Raw genomic sequence first — 19,875 nt, 5'->3', positions numbered from 1 at the left:
CCATGAACATCCTCGTTGCCGGTGCGACCGGCGCAGTGGGCCGCCTCCTGGTACCCCTGCTGGTGAAAGAAGGACATCAGGTCACGGGAATCTCCCGCACGACCGAAGGGACCGAGCGCGTACGACGGCAGGGCGCGTCGGCCGTCCAGGCGGACGCGTTCGACCGGGACGGCCTGCGACGGGTGATGGCCGAGACCGCTCCGGACGCGGTGATCCACCAGCTCACCGCCCTGTCGGACGCCGACGGGGAGACGACCAACCGGCTGCGCGTCGAGGGCACACGCAATCTCGTGGACGCGGCCAAGTCGGCCGGAGTGAAACGGATCGTCGCTCAGTCGATCTCCTGGGCGTACGTACCGGGGGAGAATCCGGCGGTCGAGACCGAACCGCTGGATCTCGGGGCGGCCGAGCCGCGCGGAGGCATGGTGGACGGCATCCGGGCACTGGAGGAGACCGCGGCAGAGATGGAGACCGGTGTGGCACTGCGCTACGGCATCCTGTACGGCCCGGGCACCTGGTACGCACCAGGGGGCGCCGTGGCCGCGGCCCTGGCCGGTGACCCGCACGCGCGTCTCCTCGCCAACCTCGAGGCGGATCTCTCGGTGACGTCGTTCGTCCACGTAGCCGACGCCGCGAGGGCCACCGTCGCCGCCCTCGACTGGCCGTCCGGACCCGTCAACGTCGTGGACGACGAGCCGGCCGAGGGCCGTCAGTGGCTGCCGGTCCTGGCCGCCGCCCTCGGCGTGCCGGCACCCGAGGTGCGCACCGGACGGCAGAGCGGTGCCAGGGGCGCGTCCAACGAACTGGCCCGCTCCCGGGGTTGGGAACCCGAGCACACGACGTGGCGGTACGGCTTCGCCGCACAGGATGTCTGACACACGTCCGACGCACATCTGGGGCACAGGGGCACAGGGGCACAGGGACACAGGGACACGGGGACACGGGGGCGGCACAGGGTCTCGCACCCGGCCGTCGGCCGGGACGATCCGGATGACGCCAGCGGTACCGGGCAACCGCGCTCCTCGAACAGCGCCGTCGGAGAACCGCCCCACCCGCCGAACTCGGGGCGGCCGAGGCGGCGTCCGGGTCCGACGGGTCCCCGGTACGGTTCATCCGGTGAACGCGATCGTGAACGCAGACGTGGACGGGTGGGAGTCGCGGCACCGGGCCGCGTACGGGTGCGGGGCATGGGAGCGGGCCTGCCGGCAGGGGGGCCTGTTGACCGGCTGGTACGAGGAGCAGGACCGCGGCCTCGGCGCCCCGGCGCCCCGCCGGTTCCACGCGCATTCAGGTCCGCGTGCCAAGTGGCCGTGGGGGAGCGGCCCGCACACCGTGGGTCTGCTGCTGTGGCGGGCCGCCCACGACGCCGGGATCCTGGTCGACGAGATTCTCCTGGCCGACACCTTGCGCTACTGCGACCCCGCGGCCGTTCCTCTGGCGGCGGGCCCCCTGCCCGACGCTGCCCGGATGGGGGGCATCGGGGTCGGCAGCGCCGAGTCGGTGGCCGGGGTCAGGCACGTACTGCGGGCCCACGTCGCGCCCGAACTCCCGCAACCCCGGTCCGCCGGGGCGCGGTTGACGGTCGGCTATCGGGTCCGGGAAGTCCTGGCGACGCCGGACTGGGAGCGCGGCGACTGGCCGGCGGCCCTCGTCCTGGCTCGTCAGGCGATGGGGCGGGCGGACGACCTCCGGGAGCGGGGGACATGGGAGCCCACCGCCCGGGAGCGGTCCACCGGGGCGCGCATCGGCCTGGACCGGGAACCGGCCGCCGCGCGCGCCGTCCCGGGAGGCCGGGCGCCGGGCTGGCCGGCGCGGGCGGCACGCCTGGTCCACCTCGCCGACGCGCTGTCCACCGACGCGGGCACGCTGCCGCGCGACAGCCAGGGAACCCCGGGTCCGCTGGCACAGGTGCTCGTCGCCACGGCCCGTGCGTGCGAAAGGCTGCGGACGAGCGCGGAGGAGGTCGGGCGACTGTGGGCGGCGCAGCCGCACGAGCCCGCGGACCCGGCCTCCTGGGAACTGGCCCACGTGCCCGACGCGTTGCGCGTCCAGACCGAGGAGACGGACGACCTGGTGCGGTCCGTCGCCGTCTTCCTGTGGATCCTGGCGTGCGGCTGACCGGCAGGAGCACGCGGCACCGGGCCGTCGAGGGCCGGCCCCGATCCGGTCACCGCCGTCGACGGCCCGCGCGCACTTCCTGAAAGGGCGTTCGGAGGACTGTCGCGGACGGCCTTCCCGCCGATGGCCTTGTTCGAACGGTGATGCTCGACGTCGCGGGGTGCGCTTCGTCCCCGCAGTGGATCCAAAACACGTTGGCCGGTCTGCCACGGAGCTGCGACGATGCCCCTGATTCTTCGGCGGAGGGCACTTGTTCGTTTTCGTGTGTGGGGGATGCGGCGCCGAGCTGACGACCCCGTTGTCCCGGGTCGCCCTGCCGGCACACGCTCATCAGAAGTACGGGAACGGGATACAACTTCCGGTACTCATGGAGCCGGGCACGTTCGCTGAGGACCCGGAGCCCTGGGGGCCGCCGTGGCGGAGATGGCAGGAGATCCATCCGGACGAGGCGGCAGCCCGCGGCATCTACGCGCCGGTCTACGCCCTCTCCGACGGCGCCCCCGGCTCGATCGTCATCGCACCTGGCGACGCCCGCGGCACCGTGCTGATCCCGGAGAGGGCCGGCGGCTACTGTTGCGGCCTCGACGGCGCGGACGGACCCAACATGGCCTGTGCGGTGTGCGACCTGCCCGTGGCGAGCCGGATCGACGACTGCTCACTCTGGCAGGCGGTATGGCTCGCGCCGAACGCCGTGCGCCGCCTGATCGTCGGCCGCGCCGACTCCGCATCACCGACCTGGGCAGAGCTGCTGGAGGAAGAGGAGCCCACGCCTCCGTTCGAGCCGATCGGCACATGGGGGTCGCGGTGCGGGCCGAACCACTTCTGGTCGTGGAGCCCGCGGTGGGAGGCCGCGATCGGCCGGGCACTCGCCCACCTTCTGGCAGCCTCGCAGGGCCAGCCGGTGGCCGTCCCGGACGGTCTGTGCAAGGAAGTTTTCCCACGTGCCCTGGACGCCTTGCTGCCGGCGGGTCCGCCGGCACGTCGTGCCGTTCTGGCCGGACCGGGACAACCCTCCGCGGACGCGGACATCGTCCTCGTGCCGACCCATCCGCAGACCGGACAGACCTGGATACCCGCCGGCCCGGCCGCTTCGGCCTACCCGGTGCCGCTTCCGTTCGGGGTGTGGCTGGAGCTGGCCTTCCCCAAGCCCTACCCGCCAGTTCCCGCGTCGGGCGGGATGCCCGACGGAGTCCTCCGCGACGACCCGCCCGCACCGCGCCCTCGCTACTTGTTCCGGGCCGATCCGGGCGCCTTTCAGCACACCCTGGTCCGGCTGCCGGCCGTCCGTGGTCCGTGGTTGCGCGGGATCCCCGAAAACCTCACCCAGTACATGCGTGCCGGGCTCTTCTAGCGGACTGGCCAAAGGCGCCGGTACCCCGTCTCCGACCCGCTCCGCAACTGAACGGCGCCGGACAGCGGTGCCTCCCGAAGCGGTGAACATCTGCTGCCTGTTCTCGGGTTCCGGCTCAGCTTCCGTGGTGCCGTCCCGAGGTGAGAGCGTCGGAAGGTCGCGCCCCCGGATCCTGGATTCCGCGCAGCGTCCTGTCGAAGATGCCGTAGGCGTGGGAGACGTCGGGGTGGGAAGCCGGCATGTCGCCTTCCGGCCGCGGGTGGCTGCCGGAGAGGGAGAACGCCTGTGGTGCTCGCCGGGAAGCGGCGGGTGTGATCGATGACCGCCGGCCGCAGCCAATGTCACCCGCGAGTCCACACCGGACCGGCGCGGCACCGGACGTTCGCCAGCAGTCAGACCCCGTAGGGCCGTACAGCGACGTGGCCCCGTGCCACGCGGACCTCGACCCACGACCCGTCGACGCCTTCCGGCAGCGGTGGGTCGGCAAGATCGAACAGGATCAGCGCGCCGCCGACATCGAGGACGGTCCCTCCGCCCTCCGTCAGGCTCAGCCGCCCACGAAAGGCAATGCGGTCGCCGTCTGCCCACCTCAGGCGCACCAGACGCACTTGCCCAGGCGTTCACCGACCAGGCGATGTCCTCGTCCACCGTCCATTTGACATGGTGCTCTCGCCCACCGCCTCAGGGGTCCCCTGCCAGAGCGCCACAACGGAGCCCACCGCCGAGTGCACTCGGACGGTCATGGGCCTCCACGGGGCGTGCCGCACCGGCTCTACTCCGACCAACGCCCCACCATCGTCCACGACTCGCCCACCGAACACCTCCGTCGGGACAAGTCACTCTTCAAGTGGCCTTCGGCCCCCCGTGGTCGGCCGCGCGCAGATGGCGCAGATAGACGCTGGGGTCGGGGTGCATCGCGTCCTGTGCGCCGGAGCGGTGCAGTTCCAGGTGGCCGTCCGGGTGCAGGCGGAGGGTGGTGGTCGCCGCGCGAGGTGGGGCGCCCGGGGTGTCGGGGGTGGTGCCGGGAAGCGCGGCCGGGTCGAGGACGGGGACGTCGCCGGGGAACATGGCGTGTGCCTGGACCGCGGTCGGCACCGGTGGCCGGCCGGTGCGGTTGGCGCTGCTGACGTACAGGACGGGGTACTCGTCCAGGACCGGCCGCAGGGGGCTCCAGCGGGCGCCGAACAGCAGGGTCCACCCGTTGTGGGTCGCCGGGGCCAGCCAGGCGGGCGGCGTGTGGTCGTGGCGCAGCGGGGCCAGCACCGTGACCCGCTCGTCGGTCAGCAGCCGTCGGGCGGATTCGGCCGCGTGCTCCGTCAGCTCGAGCGCCCGCAGGACGAGGTCGGTGGTGTCCGGGTGATGGGTCCACAGGGCGACGGGCTGGTCGGCGGGGCGGTCCTTGGCCCGGTTGACCGCGGGCGCCGTGGTCGCGGCGACGACGAACGTCAGGGGCGCGGGGTTGGGCAGCACCGCGGCCCGCCCCAGGGACAGGCTCGCGTGCACGGCGTCGACGATGCCGGCGTGCCGCGCGGTCATCGCGGAGTGCGTGCGGTGGGGACGGTCAGTCGGGCGAGGTAGTCGCCGAAGTCCGTTTCGTCGATCACGGCGTGTCCTTGTCGATAGGCCTGTGACTTCACCCAGGCCACCGCGGTGCGGGTCTGGTCCGGGTCGAGTCCGTGTCCGAGCCGCGCGGCGACGGCGGTGACCACGCGGGCGCTCGCGAGATGCGTGAGGACCACGCGGGGCTCGATACCGAGGAGCGCGTGAGGATCGTAGGGTTCGAACAGGCGGGGATGGACGAACGGGGTGCCGGTGGAGATGGTGCCGACGCCGTCTCCCACGATCGGTGTGGTCACACCCAGCGGTGCGCCGGTCTCGGCGGCCACCATGCGGGCGATGCCGGGCAGCAGGGTCAGGTCGGGCTCGGTCCACCACGGAGCGCGGCCGTCGCCGAGGAGTTCACGGGTGCGGTCGGGGCGGTAGGCGAGCAGGAACAGGAGCTGCTCGGTGGCGACCATACCGCTGCGTTCGGCGATGCCCAGCCAGGACGAGGACAGGACACGGACGCCCGCGCGCAGTGCCTGGAGGGTGTTGGCCAGAGCGAGGCCGAGGTCGTTGTGCAGGTGCGAGGCCAGGACCACGTCGTCGTCCGCACGGCGGCGCACGGTGGTGAACATGGACGCGGCGTCCTGCGGCAGTTGGTCGCCGACCGTGTCCGCCAGCACCACCACCCCGGCGCCGGCCTCCGTCATCCGCCCGGCGTGCTCGCCGGTCAGGGCGTGATCGGCCCGGGAGGCGTCGGCCAGGCACACATCGACAGCGACACCGTCGTCGGTGTCCCTGGCCCGCGCGACGAGTGCGGCACCGGCGGTCAACGCCCGCTCGGCGGAGCCGTGGGTCATCACCCCGGCCATGGCTTCGGACGCGGGCACGATCACCATGACCCTGGCGTGCGTGCTGCCCCGGACCGCGGCCAGGGCCTGGCGTACGTCACCGGCGGTGCCCCGGCACACCGCGGACACGCTCACCGTCTCCCCGGCCTCCACCGCCACCTGCCTGACCGCTTCGAACTCCTCCGCGCACACGGCGGGAAATCCCGCGGCGAACACCACGTGCCGCGGGCCGTCCGCACCGAAGATCCGGCCCTGGGCACGGGCCAGACGCACCCGGAAGTCACCCGTCATCAGGGTTTTGGCCTGCGCCCCGTCCCGTGGGGACTCCTCCCAGAGCACCACCCGGCCCGCCCGCGCGGACTCGCGCACCACATCGACCGTCACCGTCACGCCCTTCCCTCACGGGCCGTGGACGGCGGGCCCGGCACGCCCCTGAGAACGATCACCCGGAGCGGGTTCCTGCCGCAGGCACAGCGGGCTGTTTCACACGATCGAGCGCACCGCGGACCCTACGGTCGGGCGGCCACGACTTCAACGGGTCAGCGCGCTCGGTCCGGGCCGTGCGGAAGGTCCGAGCGCCTCGGCCCCGGTCCGGGCCGCGCGCCGAGACTTGGGACACGTTTTACGTGACGCGTGCAACTATGGGCCCCTCAGCCGGTGTCTGACACTGAGTCGGGCCCGTCGGGGTCGTGGGGCGAGAGAGCGGAGCAGGTCGTGGGACGGCGCAAGAGTGGCATAGGGATCGCACTCGTCACGGGTGTGATGCTGCTGGGTGCGAGTGCCTGCGGTGGGGGCGGGGGCGGGAGCGACAAGGCGGGCGGGGACGACGCGAAGGCGCCTGGCAAGCCGAGCGCGAGTGCCTCGCCGTCACCGACGAAGCCCGCGGGACCGCCGATGCTGCTGGAGACGATCACGCCGCAGACGGGTACCACGGTCGGTGTGGCCATGCCGATCTCGGTGGTGTTCACGAACCCGGTCGCGGCCAAGGCGCGGGCCACGGTCGAGAAGCACATGAAGGTGAGCGCCTCGCAGCCGGTGGCCGGTGCCTGGCACTGGTTCGGCGACAAGCGCGCCGACTGGCGCCCGAAGACGTACTGGCCCTCCGGAACGACGGTGAAGATCGACGCCGACATGAAGGGCGTCAACAACGGCAACGGACGGTACGGCGTGCGCACTTACACGCACACCTTCAAGGTCGGTGACGACGTGCGCGCGGCTGTCTCGGTGACCGGCCACACGATGAAGGTGACCCGGAACGGCACGGCGGTGCGCACCCTGTCGATCAACGCGGGCAGCGCCCAGTATCCGACGTGGAACGGCACGATGGCCGTCATCGACAAGCAGGAGAAGGTCCACATGACCTCCTGCAGTGTCGGTATCAGCTGCGACAAGGGCAGCCCCAACTACTACGACCTGACGTTGCCCTGGGACGTCCACCTCACCCAGTCCGGCACCTACGTGCACTACTCGACCGGCGACCCGAACCCGGGCAGCGGCAGCGCCCGCGGCTCGCACGGCTGCGTCCATCTGTCGATGTCGGACGCCAAGTGGTTCTACGGCCAGGTGAAGCAGGGCGACCCCGTCACCATCACCGGCTCGCCCCGCGCCAAGGCGCCGGCCGACAACGGCTACGCCGCGTTCAACCTGGGCTGGGACCAGTGGCTCGCGGGCAGCGCTTCCGGGGAGGGGACGACCGCGACGCTGTGACGCTGTGACGCCCAGCAACGGCGCGACATCGGGTTCGCCGATGTCGCGCCGCCGCTGTGCGCCCGGGTTCGTCCAGTAGGCCGGACGGCGGGAGTCGGTGATCGGGTCGGCCGTGGGCAACCGCGGCGTGCGGCACGGTGACGGGAAATTCGGGTGGCCAAGGCGTCCGCGGGGACGACCCCGCCGGGACGCGATACCTGGTCGGGACCACAACAACCGTAACGCGGGGCGCAGTTGGCGGACCTTCTCGCCGCAGGCTCAGTGGCTCAGTCACTGACCCACCTCTTGTACCGGGCGGTAGGTGTGCCCCATCCTCGGTAAGCCGGCCGCCCCGCCCAGCGTGCTGTGACGGCGGTCGGTCCTGCGTGACGTTCGCCCCGCTCCGCTTACGGGAGGTCCCGTGTTTCCCCTGCGCCTTCGCGTGTCCGCAGCCGGCTGCGCGCTGCTTCTGGGAGCGTCGGCGGTGCTGCTCGCGAGCAGCACCGCCGACGCGGCACCGTCGAAACCGGTCGTGCGCGAGAACCCGGTCATCCGCGAGAACCCGGTCGCCCACGAGAACCCGGTCCGGGAGGCGACCCGCTCCACAGGGGCCGTCGACACGCCCACCGGTCCCTTCACCGAGCCGGGGTTCGCCTCCGGCTGCACCTGGCACGAGTTCGGGGAGGGGGAACAGCCGCCGTGGTGGCTGACGTTCGCCGACCCGCTGTGCGTGGAGTACAGCAAGCGGGACATCACCGTCGACGACGGAGGGGCCCTGCGGTTCCTGGTGGCCGAACCCTCCCGGTTCGCCGTCGCCATGGTGACCTGCCACTACTACCAGAAGGACCACTGGAGCGTGCAGTCCACGCACGGCGCGACGCCGTGGGTGGCGTGGGACGGTCAGTACTGGTGGGACAAGGCGGCGGGACGGGCCGGAGCCCGCCTGACGAACTTCCGTGTCGACGGGCACACGGTCGGCATCGGAGACGCGGTCACGGCCCTCGAACCGCTCTTCCCCGACGTCGCCCGCGCACTGAGCGACTACGGTCGGGCCGCGGGTGAGACCGGGCTGACCGTGTCACTGCCCTACGACCTGCGCTGCGCGCTGGCCGGGTGATCCATCATGACCGGACCCGACCGGAGAGCCATCCTCAGGGCACTCGTCGCCACGTTCGCAGGACTGTCCGCCGGCGGTCTGGATTCACCCGTGGCCGACGCGGCCGGCCCCTCCGAGAGCTGGACGACGCAGACGCTCGAGGCGTTCGCCGACACCCTGATCCCGGGCGGCCGGCGCTTTCCCGGTGACGTGGTGGTCGCTGGTGCCGTCACCGGCCCCGGTGCGGTACAGGCCGGTGTCGTCGACCTCCTCGCCTCGCCCGAACTGCCCGTGGCACCGCTGTTGCCGGCGATCGCGGCGCTGCTGGACGCGCGCGCCGTAGCCCATGCCGCCCTCCGGCTGATCCTGCTGCCACCCACCCTCCCGCCTTTCGTGGGCCTGTCCTTCTCCGACCGCACCGCCCTGCTCGGTGGCCTGTTCGACCCGGATGACCTGGACCGGCCGATCTGGCAGGTGATGAGCCTGCTGGTGGGGCTGGCGTTCGACACCGCCGGACAGCAGGACACCGTCGAGGCCCTCGGCCAGGGCCATCCCGGACTGGCGTGGCTGCGCTTCCCCGCGCCCGACCCGGACGGCCTCTGGCGCTTCCCCGCATTCTCCTACGGCCGCCCGCTGGCGGACCTTCATCCGAACACGACCGCTTCGGGGAGCCCGGCATGACGGTGCAGACCACGGACGTCCTGGTGATCGGCAGCGGCTTCGGCGGCGCGATCCCGGCCTACTACCTCGCGGCGGGCGGAGCGCGCGTCACCGTGCTGGAGCGCGGCCCCCGCGCGGCCGCCGCCGACTTCACCCACTCGATGCGCCTCGGCACCTACAACAGGATCGTGGACGTGATCCAGGGCGACGGAGTCTCGGTGGTCGCCGGCAACTGCGTCGGCGGCGGGAGCGTCGTCTACTTCGCCGCCTCGCTGCGCGCACCGTCCTTCGTCTTCGAGCGCCACGGCGGCCTCGGCCGCCGGCTGTGGCCGGCCGCTCTGACCCGGGCCGTCCTCGACCCCTGGTACGACCGGGTCGAGGAGGCCCTGCCGGTCACCCGGACCGACTGGCCGGACGTGTCCTACGCGGGCGGGGTCCTGGCAGCCGCCTGCCGCCGGGCCGGACACACCTGCAATCCCGTACCGGTGGCGGTCGACACGAGCACCTGCACCAACTGCAACTGGATGCTCTCCGGCTGCCGTTTCGACGCCAAACGCTCCCTGCTGCTCAACTACCTGCCCGCGGCGGAGGCCCACGGCGCGGACATCCGTCCGCTGCACGAGGTCCAGACCGTCACCCCGTCGCCGCTGTCCGGCTATCGATACGCCGTCGGCTACACCGTCCTGGACCCCGACGACTACAGCTGCACCGCGCAGGCCGGCGTCATCCACGCCAGGGTCGTCGTACTCGCCGCCGGTGCCGTGGGCACGCCCGTGATCCTCCAGCGCTCCGCTCTCCTCCTCGGGGGCATCCCGGCCGCTGTGGGGCGGTACTTCTCCGGCAACGGCGACCGCGTCAGCGTCGCCGACATCGTCGAGGACAAGGCGCGCTCACTGCTGGGGCTGTCACGTCCCGACGGGTCCGCCTACCAGGGGCTGCCCGTGGGCCGGCCCATCACCGCCGCCACCTACGACCACCTGGACCCGACCGCCCCGGAGTACAGCCGTTTCACCCTCCAGCAGATCTACTTCCCTCCGCTGACCAACCTGCTGGCCCAGGCCGCCGGTTCGCCCGCCTGGTTCGGCGTCGAGAAGCGCAATATGCGGGCCCGGTGGCGTTCCTGGCTCACCCTGCTGGCCATGACCGAGGACGACAACGAGGGCACCTTCGGGGGCGTCCCGCTCACCGGCGGCTTCACCCGGCTGGCGCCAGGGCTCGGACAGGGCACGATGACCTACCGTCCCACCTCTCGTACCCGCCGGGCATGGGACCGGGCCGACACCGCACTGCGGGACATCCTGGAGAGGGACGGCCTGTCCCGGGTCCGCCCGTGGAGCGAGGACGTCGCCGGCACCGTCACGGCCCATCCGCTCGGCTCGGCGCGGCTCGGCGACGATCCCGCCACCAGCGCACTCACCGACGGCCATGAACTGCGCGGTCACAGCGGGCTGTTCGTCACCGACGGTGCCGCCGTCCCCACCTCTCTCACCGTCAACCCCTCGCTGACCATCGCGGCCCTCGCCGAACGCGCCGTCGCCACGATCCTCACCCGTGCCGCCGACGCCGGGGTCGCGCTCCGCCGCGACGTTCCGCTTCCCGGCCGTTGAAGGGCCCGTGGAACGAGGCGGAACGGAATGGAACGCCAGAAGGAGTGACGGGTTCGACCTTTCCTGGGAGACATGGCGTGGGTATCTCACGAAGAAGGCTACTGACGACGACCGGAGTGGGCGTGGTGGCTGCGGCCATCGACGCGGGCGGTCTCCGCGCCGCCGCCGAAGCCGCGACGCGGACGGGCGCCGGCCGGAAGGCCACTACGGCCGCAGACTCCGCGTCGGACGTGCCGGCGGCCACCACATGGGACCGGACGGTGCAGCGGGCGAGCTACGCCCCGGGCGCGGGCTATCAGCGGCTCGTCGCCGGGCCGGGGGAGCCGCACACCATACGTACCGACCTCTGGTCCCGCTTCGGCCCTCCGACGATGGCGCTGGCGGCGTTCGCGCAGATGACCGACCTGCACCTCGTGGACGACCAGTCGCCGGCCCGCCTCGAGTTCATGGACCGCTACGCCGACGCCGGCGCCCCGCACCACGCCTCGTATCCCACCGACTCCGCCTACCGGGGCCACGAGTTCCTGTCGACGCAGGTCGTCGACGCGATGTGCCAGGCCCTCGCCGGTATCGGCAAGGGCCCGCGGAGCAAGAAGCCGCTGCAGTTCACCATCGTCACCGGCGACGCGATCGACAACTGCCAGCACAACGAGAACCGCTGGTACATCGATCTGCTCGACGGCGGCCGGACCATCGTCCCGGACTCCGGCCGCATCGGCCTGGACCAGAGCTTCTCCGGCGGCGCCCTCACCGGCGGCGGCACCGGGGACAACCACTACTACTACCCGTCGGTGCCCCCGCAGCAGGTGCCGGACAACCGGTACACCGGCACGTCGGGGCTCGGATTCCCCCACGTCCCGGGCCTGTTGGACGCGAGCGGCGCGGTGGGCGCGGCCCGCCGGCCGTTCGTCTCCCACGGCCTGGGCATGCCCTGGTACGCGGCGTACGGCAACCACGACGGCCTCTGGCAGGGCAACGAGCCCATCGACAACAACCTCGTCGACGTCCAGGGCATGACGGTCGGCTCGTCCAAGACCACCGGCACCTCCGCCGACCTGCCGGACGACTACGGCGACCTCGGTACCTTCGGCAAGCTGATGGTCGCCTGGGATCTGGAGGGAACCAGGGTCGTCGCCGACCCCGACCGGCGGCTGCTCACCCGCAAGGCGTTCATCCAGGACCACTTCAACACCGCCGGGCTGCCGGTCGGTCACGGATTCCAGGGCGTCGGGATCGACAAGGCCTACTACGCGATCCCGTCCGGCTCCGGCGACCTGATCCGCTACCTCACCCTCGACTCCACCAACACCAACACCGACGGTTTCGGCTCCGGTGCCGCGGGCGGGTCGATCGACACCGACCAGCTGAACTGGCTGGAACAGCAGCTCAGGGCGAACAGCTCACGCTACGTCGACACCGACAACCGCATCGTCACGCGGAGCGGTGTGCAGGACAAGATGTACGTCCTCTTCTGCCACCACACGCTGGGCACCATGGACAACCTCGACGACGGCATCTTCGGCGGCGTCTTCGGGGACCGGCACACCGGCGACGAACTCAAGGCACTGCTGCTGCGCTACCCGAACGTGATCGCCATGGTCAACGGACACACCCACGCCAACAGGATCGTGCCCCATCCGGCGCCGGCGTCCAGCCCGATCTCCGGCGGCTTCTGGGAGATCTCCACGGCCTCGCACATCGACTGGCCGATCCAGAGCCGCATCATCGAAATCATGGCGAGCCCCGACGCGCAGAACGCGGGCGAGTTCGGCTCCTCCGCCGGGCCCGCCACCCTCTCGATCTTCACCACCATGGTCGACCCCGCCGCGCCCCTCTCGTTCGGGGGCGACACCAGCACGCCCGCACAACTGGCCTCCCTGGCGCGGGAGCTGGCCACCAACGACCCGCAGGAGGTGGACCACGGCATCACCAACCGCATGGGCGCCGACCAGGACCGCAACACACAACTGCTGCTGCCGGCCCCCTTCCCGCTGCACGCCCCGCACCCGCTCGGCTCCCCGATCGCCGCCGCCCGCAACAAGGACGGACGCCTGGAACTGTTCGGCACGGACGCGCAGGGCAATCTGTGGAACACCGGTCAGCAGACCGCCGGCGGCAGCCTGCGATCCTGGACGAAGCTCGACAGTGGGCCGGGGTGGCAGTCCGTCACCGCCGGCAGCCACCAGGACGGCCGGGTCGAGGTGTTCGCCATCGACCAGAACGGCTACGTGACCCGTCGCGCGCAGACCAGCGCGGGCGGCAGCACCTACACGGCGCCCCAGCAGTTCGACTCCGGCTTCACCTCGGCGACCGCGGTCCAGGACCAGTGGGGCGGCATGCAGGTCTACGCGACCCGCGGCGACAACACCATCCGCCACCGCTGGCAGGACTTCCTGAACGACGACACCCCCGCGAACGGCTGGTTCACTCCCTGGACCCAGCTCGGCGGCACCGCGATCCAACTCGCCGTCGAGACCGGCTCCGACGGACGGGCCGTGCTGGTCGCCATCAAGGAGGACGGCCTCCTCATCCAGCGCCGGATGAACGTCGCCAACGCGCAGACCGAGAGCGAGTGGGGCGGCGTGCTGCCGCTCGACGGCATCCTCGACTCCATCGACATGGCCCGCAACCTCGACGGACGCCTGGCCATCTTCGGCACCAACCCCGACGGGATGCTCTTCCGCCGCTTCGAGACCGCCCCCGCCGCCGGCACGTGGCAGTCCTGGGTCCAGCTGCCGACGCGGTCCGGTACCACCACGCTGCGGATGCGCCACGTCTGCGCCGAGCGGAACGGCTCCGGCAGGATCGAACTGTTCGCCGTCGACGACACGGGCACGCTGTACCACTGCACGCAGACCGACCCCGGCAGCACCACCTGGTCCGCCTGGGAGTCCTGCCAATTCGTACTGCGCGCCACGCACACCTCCGCCGGCCTGTGACAGGCCCGGCGACACCGGATCCGTCCCGCTCGTCCGCCTGAACACAGGTGCCGGCCCAGCCGCTCGGCGGCGGGGCCGGCACCCGCGAGTGTCTCCGCCTCGCCCGCGACCGTCCCGTCACCGGCCCCTGGGAACTCCACCGCGGTCGACGGGACGGCGGACGGGCGAACGACGACCGCACAGCAGGTCCGCCCCCACACCGGAGGAATCGACATGTCCGTCTCCCGTCGCAGGATCCTGACCGCTGCCGGAGTGGCCGTGGTGGCCGCGGCCCTCGATGCCGGTGGTCTGCGCGCCGTCGCCGTCGCCGCGTCGCCGCCTCTCGGTACCGGCGCCGCATTCGGGCTCACCACGTTGGACCGGACCGTACGGGTCGGTCCCGACCTGGGCACGGGATACCACGGCGTGGTCGCCGGCCCCGGCGAACCGCACATCGTCCGCGACGACTTCGCCCCCGCGACCGCGCCGCAGGTCACCCGGTCGCTGATCACCTTCGCCCAGATGTCCGACCTGCACATCGTCGACGACCAGTCACCGCTGCGCGTCGAGTGCCTGGACCGGCTCGCGGACCACGGACCACCGCACTACCACTCGTACCCGACCGAATCGGCCTACCGCGCACACGAATTCCTGTCGACACAGACGACCGACGCGATGTGCCGAGCCGTCCGGCAGGTCCTCCGCGGACCGCGGACGAGCACACCGCCGGCCTTCACCGTCGTCACGGGCGACGCGGTCGACAACTGCCAGTACAACGAGTCCCGGTGGTACATCGACCTGCTCGACGGCAACCCGGTGCGACCGGACTCCGGCGACCTCACCCAGGACGAGAGCGTGGCGGGCGGCCAGTTCGGGACGGAGACCCACTACTGGCATCCGGAAGCACGGCAGACCCCGCCCGACAACAACGCCCTCCACGGCTTTCCGGTCGTGACCGGTCTGCTGAAGGCCGCCCGCAGACCGTTCACGGCGACCGGGCTGGGCATGCCCTGGTACGCCGCCTACGGCAACCACGACGCGCTCGTCCAGGGCAACGTCCCGATCGACACCCTCCCCTTCGACCCGCTCAAGGCCGTCGCCACCGGCTCCACCAAACTGACGGAGATCGAGGGAGTCCCGGACGTCTTCGACAACACCGCGACGTACTACCTGGACCTGCTGAAGGACGTGCTCACAGGCGAGTTCACCCTCCGGACCGCCCACGTGACGGCAGACCCGTCCCGGCGGCTGCTCACGCGGGGCGACTTCATCGCCGAGCACTTCGACACCACGGGCACCCCTCGCGGACACGGCTTCACCTCCGGCAGCGACAAGGGCTACTACGCGATTCCCCCGGGGCCGGACGACGTGTTCCAGTTCCTGGTGCTGGACACGACCAACACCGGCGGCGGTGCCGACGGCGCCCTCGACCAGGACCAGTGGGACTGGCTGAACGCCCAGCTGAAGGCGAACAGTTCACGGTACGAACTCGACGACTCGGACGGCACCCGGGCCCGGACGGTCGTCACCCAGCCCGGCGTGACCGACAAACTCGTCGTCATCTGCTGCCATCACACCCTCGACTCCATGGACAACACGGACAGCGCGTCCCCCTACGGCGGCACGGACCTCCGCGACCTGCTGCTGCGCTTCCCGAACGTGATCCTCATGGTCGACGGCCACACCCACACCAACAACATCTCGGCCCACAAGACCTCCTGGCCGTCCGCCCTCGGCAACGGCTTCTGGGAGGTGAACACGGCCTCGCACATCGACTGGCCCATCCAGAGCCGGATCTTCGAGATCGCCGAAGGCGGCGGCATCCTGTCCGTCTTCACCACCATGGTCGACTCCGACGCACCGCTGTCGTTCGACGGGGACACCGGCACCCCCGCCGCACTGGCCTCGCTGGGACGCGAGCTGGCGGCCAACGACCTTCAGGCGGTGGCGGCCGGTATCGACAAGCGCCGTGGAACAGCCGAGGCCCGCAACACACAGCTGCTTCTCCCCACGCCGTTCCCGCTGCCCGCCGGACGCGGCACACCGCTTCCGGACACCGACTGGCCGGTGGTTCAACAAGGGGCGAGCGGTGAGCGGGTGAGGACCGCGCAGTACCTGCTCAACGCCCGGGGAGCCGCACTGAGCGTGGACGGCTCCTTCGGCTCGTCCACCGGCAGCGCGGTGAGGGCCTTCCAGACGAGCCGTGGTCTGTCCGCCGACGGGATCGTGGGACCCGCGACGTGGCGGGCTCTCGCCGTCGTCCTGCAGCAGGGCAGCAGCGGGCCCGCGGTGACGGCGTTGCAGCGTCAACTCGTCATCCACGGCGCCGTGTTGGGCGTGGACGGTGCCTACGGTTCGGCCACCGGCGGCGCGGTACGGTCCTTCCAGTCCGCCCACCGCCTGCCCGCCGACGGGATCGTCGCGTCCACGACCTGGCAGACACTGACCGGGATGTGAGCGCGCCGTCCACGGGACCGCCGACCGGCGGACGCCGACCACCTGGTGCCGCGACCCGTGAACGCGGTCGTGCGGCGGACGGGTGATCGGGGCGATGCGGTGCCGGGGGCGCCCGACGGGTTCTCACCCGGGACAGAGCCGGACGGCGCCCCGCACGACGGGGCCGAGCCGGCCCGTCCGTACGCACGCGGCAAGGTGTCGGACCCAGGCCGTGCCGGCGCCGGCGCGGGGTGCCGGACGGGTGGCCGGCGCTTCGATCCGGGCGGCGCGGTCCGGCACCCGTCAGGCCGGCCAGTACGAGCACCGCACCCCGGTGTGCACCGCGTGCCGCAGGTGTTCACCGATCACCGGGTCGGCTGCCGCGATCCGGTCGAGCGCCCGGCGGACGGCCTTGCTCACCGCGACCCGGGAGCGTTCCTCGCCCTCGGGGAAGCGGCGGGCGCGTCCGCCCAGTCCCGTGGCGCCCGCCAACTGGCCCACCAGCCAGTCGTGTTCAGCCTGCGTCGCGGCGGCGCGCTCATGGTCGCCGGCCGCCTCGAACTCGTCCAGTTCGAGCCGCAGCCGGGTCAGACGACTGCGGTACTCCTGCGTCGCCACCCGGTCCAGTGCCCGCTGCCCGGACGGAGCCGTGCGCTCGACGGCCCCGTCGAGCGCGGTCAGCCCCGCCACGAGATCGACGGCCCGGATCTCCTGGCGCGGGTTGGCGATCAGCACCACCAGATGGAGCATGCCCACACTGTGGTCCACCAGGACGCTGCGCCCGCCGACCCCGATCCGCCACTTGCGGCCCAGCCGGGTACAGAACGCCGTGGCCTGCCCCTGACCGTCCTCGCCCCGCTCGTCCGCGCCGTCAGGGCCCCCGGTATCCGGCTGCGGCGACGCCGAGGCCTCCGCGGCGGCCACCGCCATCTCCCGCCGGACGGCGTCGGCCTCGGCCTGTCGCCCGGCCCGTACGAGGGCCACCGCGAGCCGCTCCCAGGAGGCCGTGGCCGCGGGCCAGTGCCCGAGGGCGAGGTTCTGCCGTACCGCGTCCCGCAGATGGGTCACGGCCCGGTCGACGTCTCCCATGGTCAGTGCGGCGACCCCCAGCGCGTGGTGGGCCGATCCGAAGCAGGCGACGGCGAGACTGCCCACGATCGGGAGATGACCGTACGGACGCAGCAGTTCGTAGACCCGGGCCGCCGTGGCGGTGTCGTCGAGGAGATAGGCGGCCTCCGCGACACCGTGCATCGTCACCATCCAACTGCTGGACCGAGGCAGGTCGCCGAGGTCGCGGCCGCACAGCGTGGCGAGCGCGCTGACGGCCTTCCGCCGGTCCCCGGCCGTCACCGCGGCCACCGCCAGCGCGGCCAGGGCGTGATCGTCCACGGCGCTCAGGGTGGGGGAGTTGACCACTTCGCTGAGCAGCGGCACGAGTTCGACCACCCGGCCCTGGTACCAGCGGATGGTCACCAGCTGTGCGGCCTGCCACACGGTCGCGTTGACGTCACCGGCGGCGATCCCGCGCTCGGTGCAGGCCCGGGCCAGGGCCTCGGCCTCGTCGAGGCGGCCGGCGCGGACGGCGAGCATGACCTCCATCGCGCTCACGACGAATCCCACCGCGAGATGGTCCCGCTCGGCCAACAGGCCGCGCAGTTCCGACAGGCAGCGTTCCGCGTGCGGGTCGCCGTCCAGGAACATGTCGACCGTCCGCCACAGCAGGCCCATCAGCAGATCGCTGCGGCGGGAGGTACGGAAGCTCTCCGCGACCAGCTCGGCGGCCAGTTGACGGCGCAGTGCTCCGTTCTCAGGACCGATCAGGCAGTGATGGGCGAGGCTCAAGGCCTCCGCGCGCGCCATCGGGTTCTGTCGTGCCCGCGCCTGCTTGAGCAGTGCCATGACCGCCGTGTTGTCGCTGTTGCGGTAGTCGCCCTCGCCGGCCAGCCGGATCCGCAGCCGAAGCGCCAGCGAGGACTGAGGGTCCAGCAGCTCCAGGGCCCGGCGTATCCGGGATTCCAGGAGAACCGAGCCCGCGACCGTGCGATGTTCGTGCACCCACAGGCCGCCGAAGCCGAGGGCGGCCACCGCCATCGCCCGTTCCTCACCCACCGACTCGGCGATTCGGAAGGCACGTTCGAAGCGGTCCCGGCCGGTGCGCAGATCGCCGTCGTCGACGACGGCGCGGGTGCCCTCGTCGAGCAGGCTCCGAAGTTCACCGGGCCACCGGGCGTCCGGTCCGGCCGGACCTGACGTGTTCCGAACGGGCGCATCCGCGTTGTCCACGGCTCTATTTCTCTCCTGGGTGCACTCGACAACGCCAGGTGAAACCGGCCGGACCGCCGCGTCGGTCGTGATCGATGGCCTCGCCACAGGCGGGGGACGGCGAGTGAGCCTATCGCAGGGGCCGTAGCGGGGGAACAGCCGCGGGGTGCGCGGGAGGGCACGGACGGAACGCTCATCTCGCAGTGGCACATTCGGGGTTGATGGGGTCTCGACGCGACCGGGGTGCCCGGGCCGCCACCGGCGCATCGTGATCATGGCTACCGTGCCGGTGATGAGGCTGGTCAGGCTGGTCAGGCGTTCGCGAGCGCGGTGCCCAGCGGCGTGCGCTCGTAGAGCACCTGATGGCCGTAGCGGCGCGAGGTGAGCAGGCCCGCGTCACGGAGCACCGACAGATGGGACGACACGGACGAGAGGGCGAGCCCGTGCCGGTGCGCGAGCGCGCTGGTCGTCGCCGGCTCGCCGAGACCCCCGAGGAGGGCGGCCCGGTTGGCGCCCAGCAACCGCACGAGGGCGTCGGAACCGGACTGCGGGGCCTGCCACAGGCCGCCGATGCCGCGGGCCGGATAGACGATGGTGCTCTGCCAGGGCGGGTCGAAGCCCGCCGCCACGTCCGGCCACACGAAGACACTGGGCGCGAGGACCAGGCCGTCGCCGCCGAGGTCCCGGTCGTGCTCCGTCCGCCTGTGCAGCGTCAGGGTGCCGTTCGCCCAGCTCAGCGAGGGATGGAGATCGGCGAAGAGCCCGGTCAGCCCGTCGTCCGCGAGCCGGCGCGCCCGGAAGGCGATGTCGGCCTCCAGCACGGCGCGAAGCCGGGGCCAGTACGGGGCGACCAGAGCGTGCCAGGCCCGCTCACAGAGATCCGCCAACTCCCTGACCGCACGCACCGGATCGGCGAGCATGGCGCGCCCCTGCCCGGCGTCCGCCGCGCCCGGGGTGTCGGCGAGGGAGCGCGCCAGGTCGTCGCGGGCGGTGTCGGGGTCGGTGGCACGTAGCCGGGCCAGGTCCTCCTCGATGGAGGTCAGCGGGCCGTCCGGTGGCGGGCAGAGGAAGTCCGGGGTGTGACCGTGGTGCGGCATCAGCAGCCACAGCGGCGTGAGGTCGAGCTCACGCGCCGCCGCCTCCGTCTGCCGCAGCCAGGGCAGGTGGTAGCCCTGCAGCCGTACCTGCTTGAGGACGCGCACCGCGCCCTGGGCCTCCCACAGCGGGGAAATCCCGAACCGGCAGCGCAGCAGGTCGTCCGGCCCGAAGCGCATGTGGACGGGCACGGGTGGACCTCCTCCGGGGCGTGACTTTCGGCCACAGCCGAAAGACTACGGGCGGCGGCACC

Annotated in this window: 13 protein-coding genes; 9 read left to right on the top strand and 4 right to left on the bottom strand. The window is 72.1% G+C overall.

What is annotated here, in order from left to right; all coding sequences use genetic code 11:
* Positions 1 to 2 precede the first annotated feature (2 nt).
* From OG199_RS06385 to OG199_RS06375, 3 genes are all read left to right on the top strand, one after another.
* Positions 3 to 875: an NAD(P)-dependent oxidoreductase gene (locus OG199_RS06385; protein ID WP_356807882.1), complete on the top strand. Its 873-nt coding sequence runs from the start codon at positions 3 to 5 to the stop codon at positions 873 to 875.
* A 241-nt stretch (positions 876 to 1,116) separates the two neighbouring features.
* Positions 1,117 to 2,118, top strand: coding sequence for a hypothetical protein (locus tag OG199_RS06380; RefSeq protein ID WP_405828481.1), 1,002 nt, complete (start codon positions 1,117 to 1,119; stop codon positions 2,116 to 2,118).
* Positions 2,119 to 2,368: 250 nt separating this feature from the next.
* Positions 2,369 to 3,469, top strand: a complete 1,101-nt coding sequence (locus OG199_RS06375) for a hypothetical protein (protein WP_405828479.1) — start codon at positions 2,369 to 2,371, stop codon at positions 3,467 to 3,469.
* A gap of 843 nt (positions 3,470 to 4,312) precedes the next feature.
* On the opposite strand, the gene OG199_RS06370 is transcribed toward OG199_RS06375, so the two are convergent.
* Positions 4,313 to 5,005 (bottom strand): hypothetical protein, encoded by a 693-nt coding sequence (locus OG199_RS06370; protein ID WP_405828478.1) that lies wholly within the window; start codon positions 5,003 to 5,005, stop codon positions 4,313 to 4,315.
* On the bottom strand, positions 5,002 to 6,252 hold the full coding sequence (locus OG199_RS06365) for a 2-isopropylmalate synthase (RefSeq protein ID WP_405828476.1): 1,251 nt from the start codon (positions 6,250 to 6,252) through the stop codon (positions 5,002 to 5,004). Before OG199_RS06365 ends, OG199_RS06370 begins: the two co-directional genes overlap by 4 nt.
* A 324-nt stretch (positions 6,253 to 6,576) precedes the next feature.
* On the opposite strand from OG199_RS06365, the gene OG199_RS06360 reads away from it, so the two are divergent.
* The 6 genes from OG199_RS06360 (at position 6,577) to OG199_RS06335 (ending at position 16,286) form a co-directional block, all read left to right on the top strand.
* Positions 6,577 to 7,569 carry an Ig-like domain-containing protein gene (locus OG199_RS06360; RefSeq protein ID WP_405828475.1) on the top strand — a complete coding sequence of 331 codons (993 nt, stop codon included), beginning with the start codon at positions 6,577 to 6,579 and terminating at the stop codon, positions 7,567 to 7,569.
* A 400-nt stretch (positions 7,570 to 7,969) separates the two neighbouring features.
* The gene (locus OG199_RS06355) at positions 7,970 to 8,665 is read left to right on the top strand and encodes a hypothetical protein (protein ID WP_405828473.1); all 696 of its coding nucleotides are present in this window, start codon (positions 7,970 to 7,972) and stop codon (positions 8,663 to 8,665) included.
* Positions 8,666 to 8,671: 6 nt separating this feature from the next.
* Positions 8,672 to 9,325 (top strand): DUF5987 family protein, encoded by a 654-nt coding sequence (locus tag OG199_RS06350; RefSeq protein WP_405828471.1) that lies wholly within the window; start codon positions 8,672 to 8,674, stop codon positions 9,323 to 9,325.
* Complete coding sequence (locus OG199_RS06345; protein ID WP_405828469.1) at positions 9,322 to 10,911, top strand: GMC family oxidoreductase N-terminal domain-containing protein; 1,590 nt, start codon at positions 9,322 to 9,324, stop codon at positions 10,909 to 10,911. The genes OG199_RS06350 and OG199_RS06345 overlap by 4 nt, the downstream gene beginning before the upstream one ends.
* Positions 10,912 to 10,988: 77 nt before the next feature.
* Entirely contained in the window at positions 10,989 to 13,850 is a 2,862-nt protein-coding gene (locus OG199_RS06340; RefSeq protein ID WP_405828467.1) for a TIGR03767 family metallophosphoesterase, read from the top strand.
* Positions 13,851 to 14,063: 213 nt separating this feature from the next.
* The gene (locus OG199_RS06335) at positions 14,064 to 16,286 is read left to right on the top strand and encodes a TIGR03767 family metallophosphoesterase (protein ID WP_405828465.1); all 2,223 of its coding nucleotides are present in this window, start codon (positions 14,064 to 14,066) and stop codon (positions 16,284 to 16,286) included.
* 282 nt (positions 16,287 to 16,568) lie between these two features.
* Here the strand turns inward: OG199_RS06335 and OG199_RS06330 are convergent, their stop codons facing one another.
* Both OG199_RS06330 and OG199_RS06325 read right to left on the bottom strand, forming a co-directional pair.
* Positions 16,569 to 18,548 (bottom strand): hypothetical protein, encoded by a 1,980-nt coding sequence (locus tag OG199_RS06330; protein ID WP_405828464.1) that lies wholly within the window; start codon positions 18,546 to 18,548, stop codon positions 16,569 to 16,571.
* A gap of 290 nt (positions 18,549 to 18,838) precedes the next feature.
* Positions 18,839 to 19,813, bottom strand: coding sequence for a DUF5937 family protein (locus tag OG199_RS06325; protein ID WP_401807735.1), 975 nt, complete (start codon positions 19,811 to 19,813; stop codon positions 18,839 to 18,841).
* Between the last annotated feature and the right edge of the window lie 62 nt (positions 19,814 to 19,875).

The sequence above is a fragment of the Streptomyces sp. NBC_01176 genome (assembly GCF_045039825.1).
Classification (GTDB): domain Bacteria; phylum Actinomycetota; class Actinomycetes; order Streptomycetales; family Streptomycetaceae; genus Streptomyces.
This window is presented reverse-complemented; position numbering and strand designations above follow the sequence as displayed.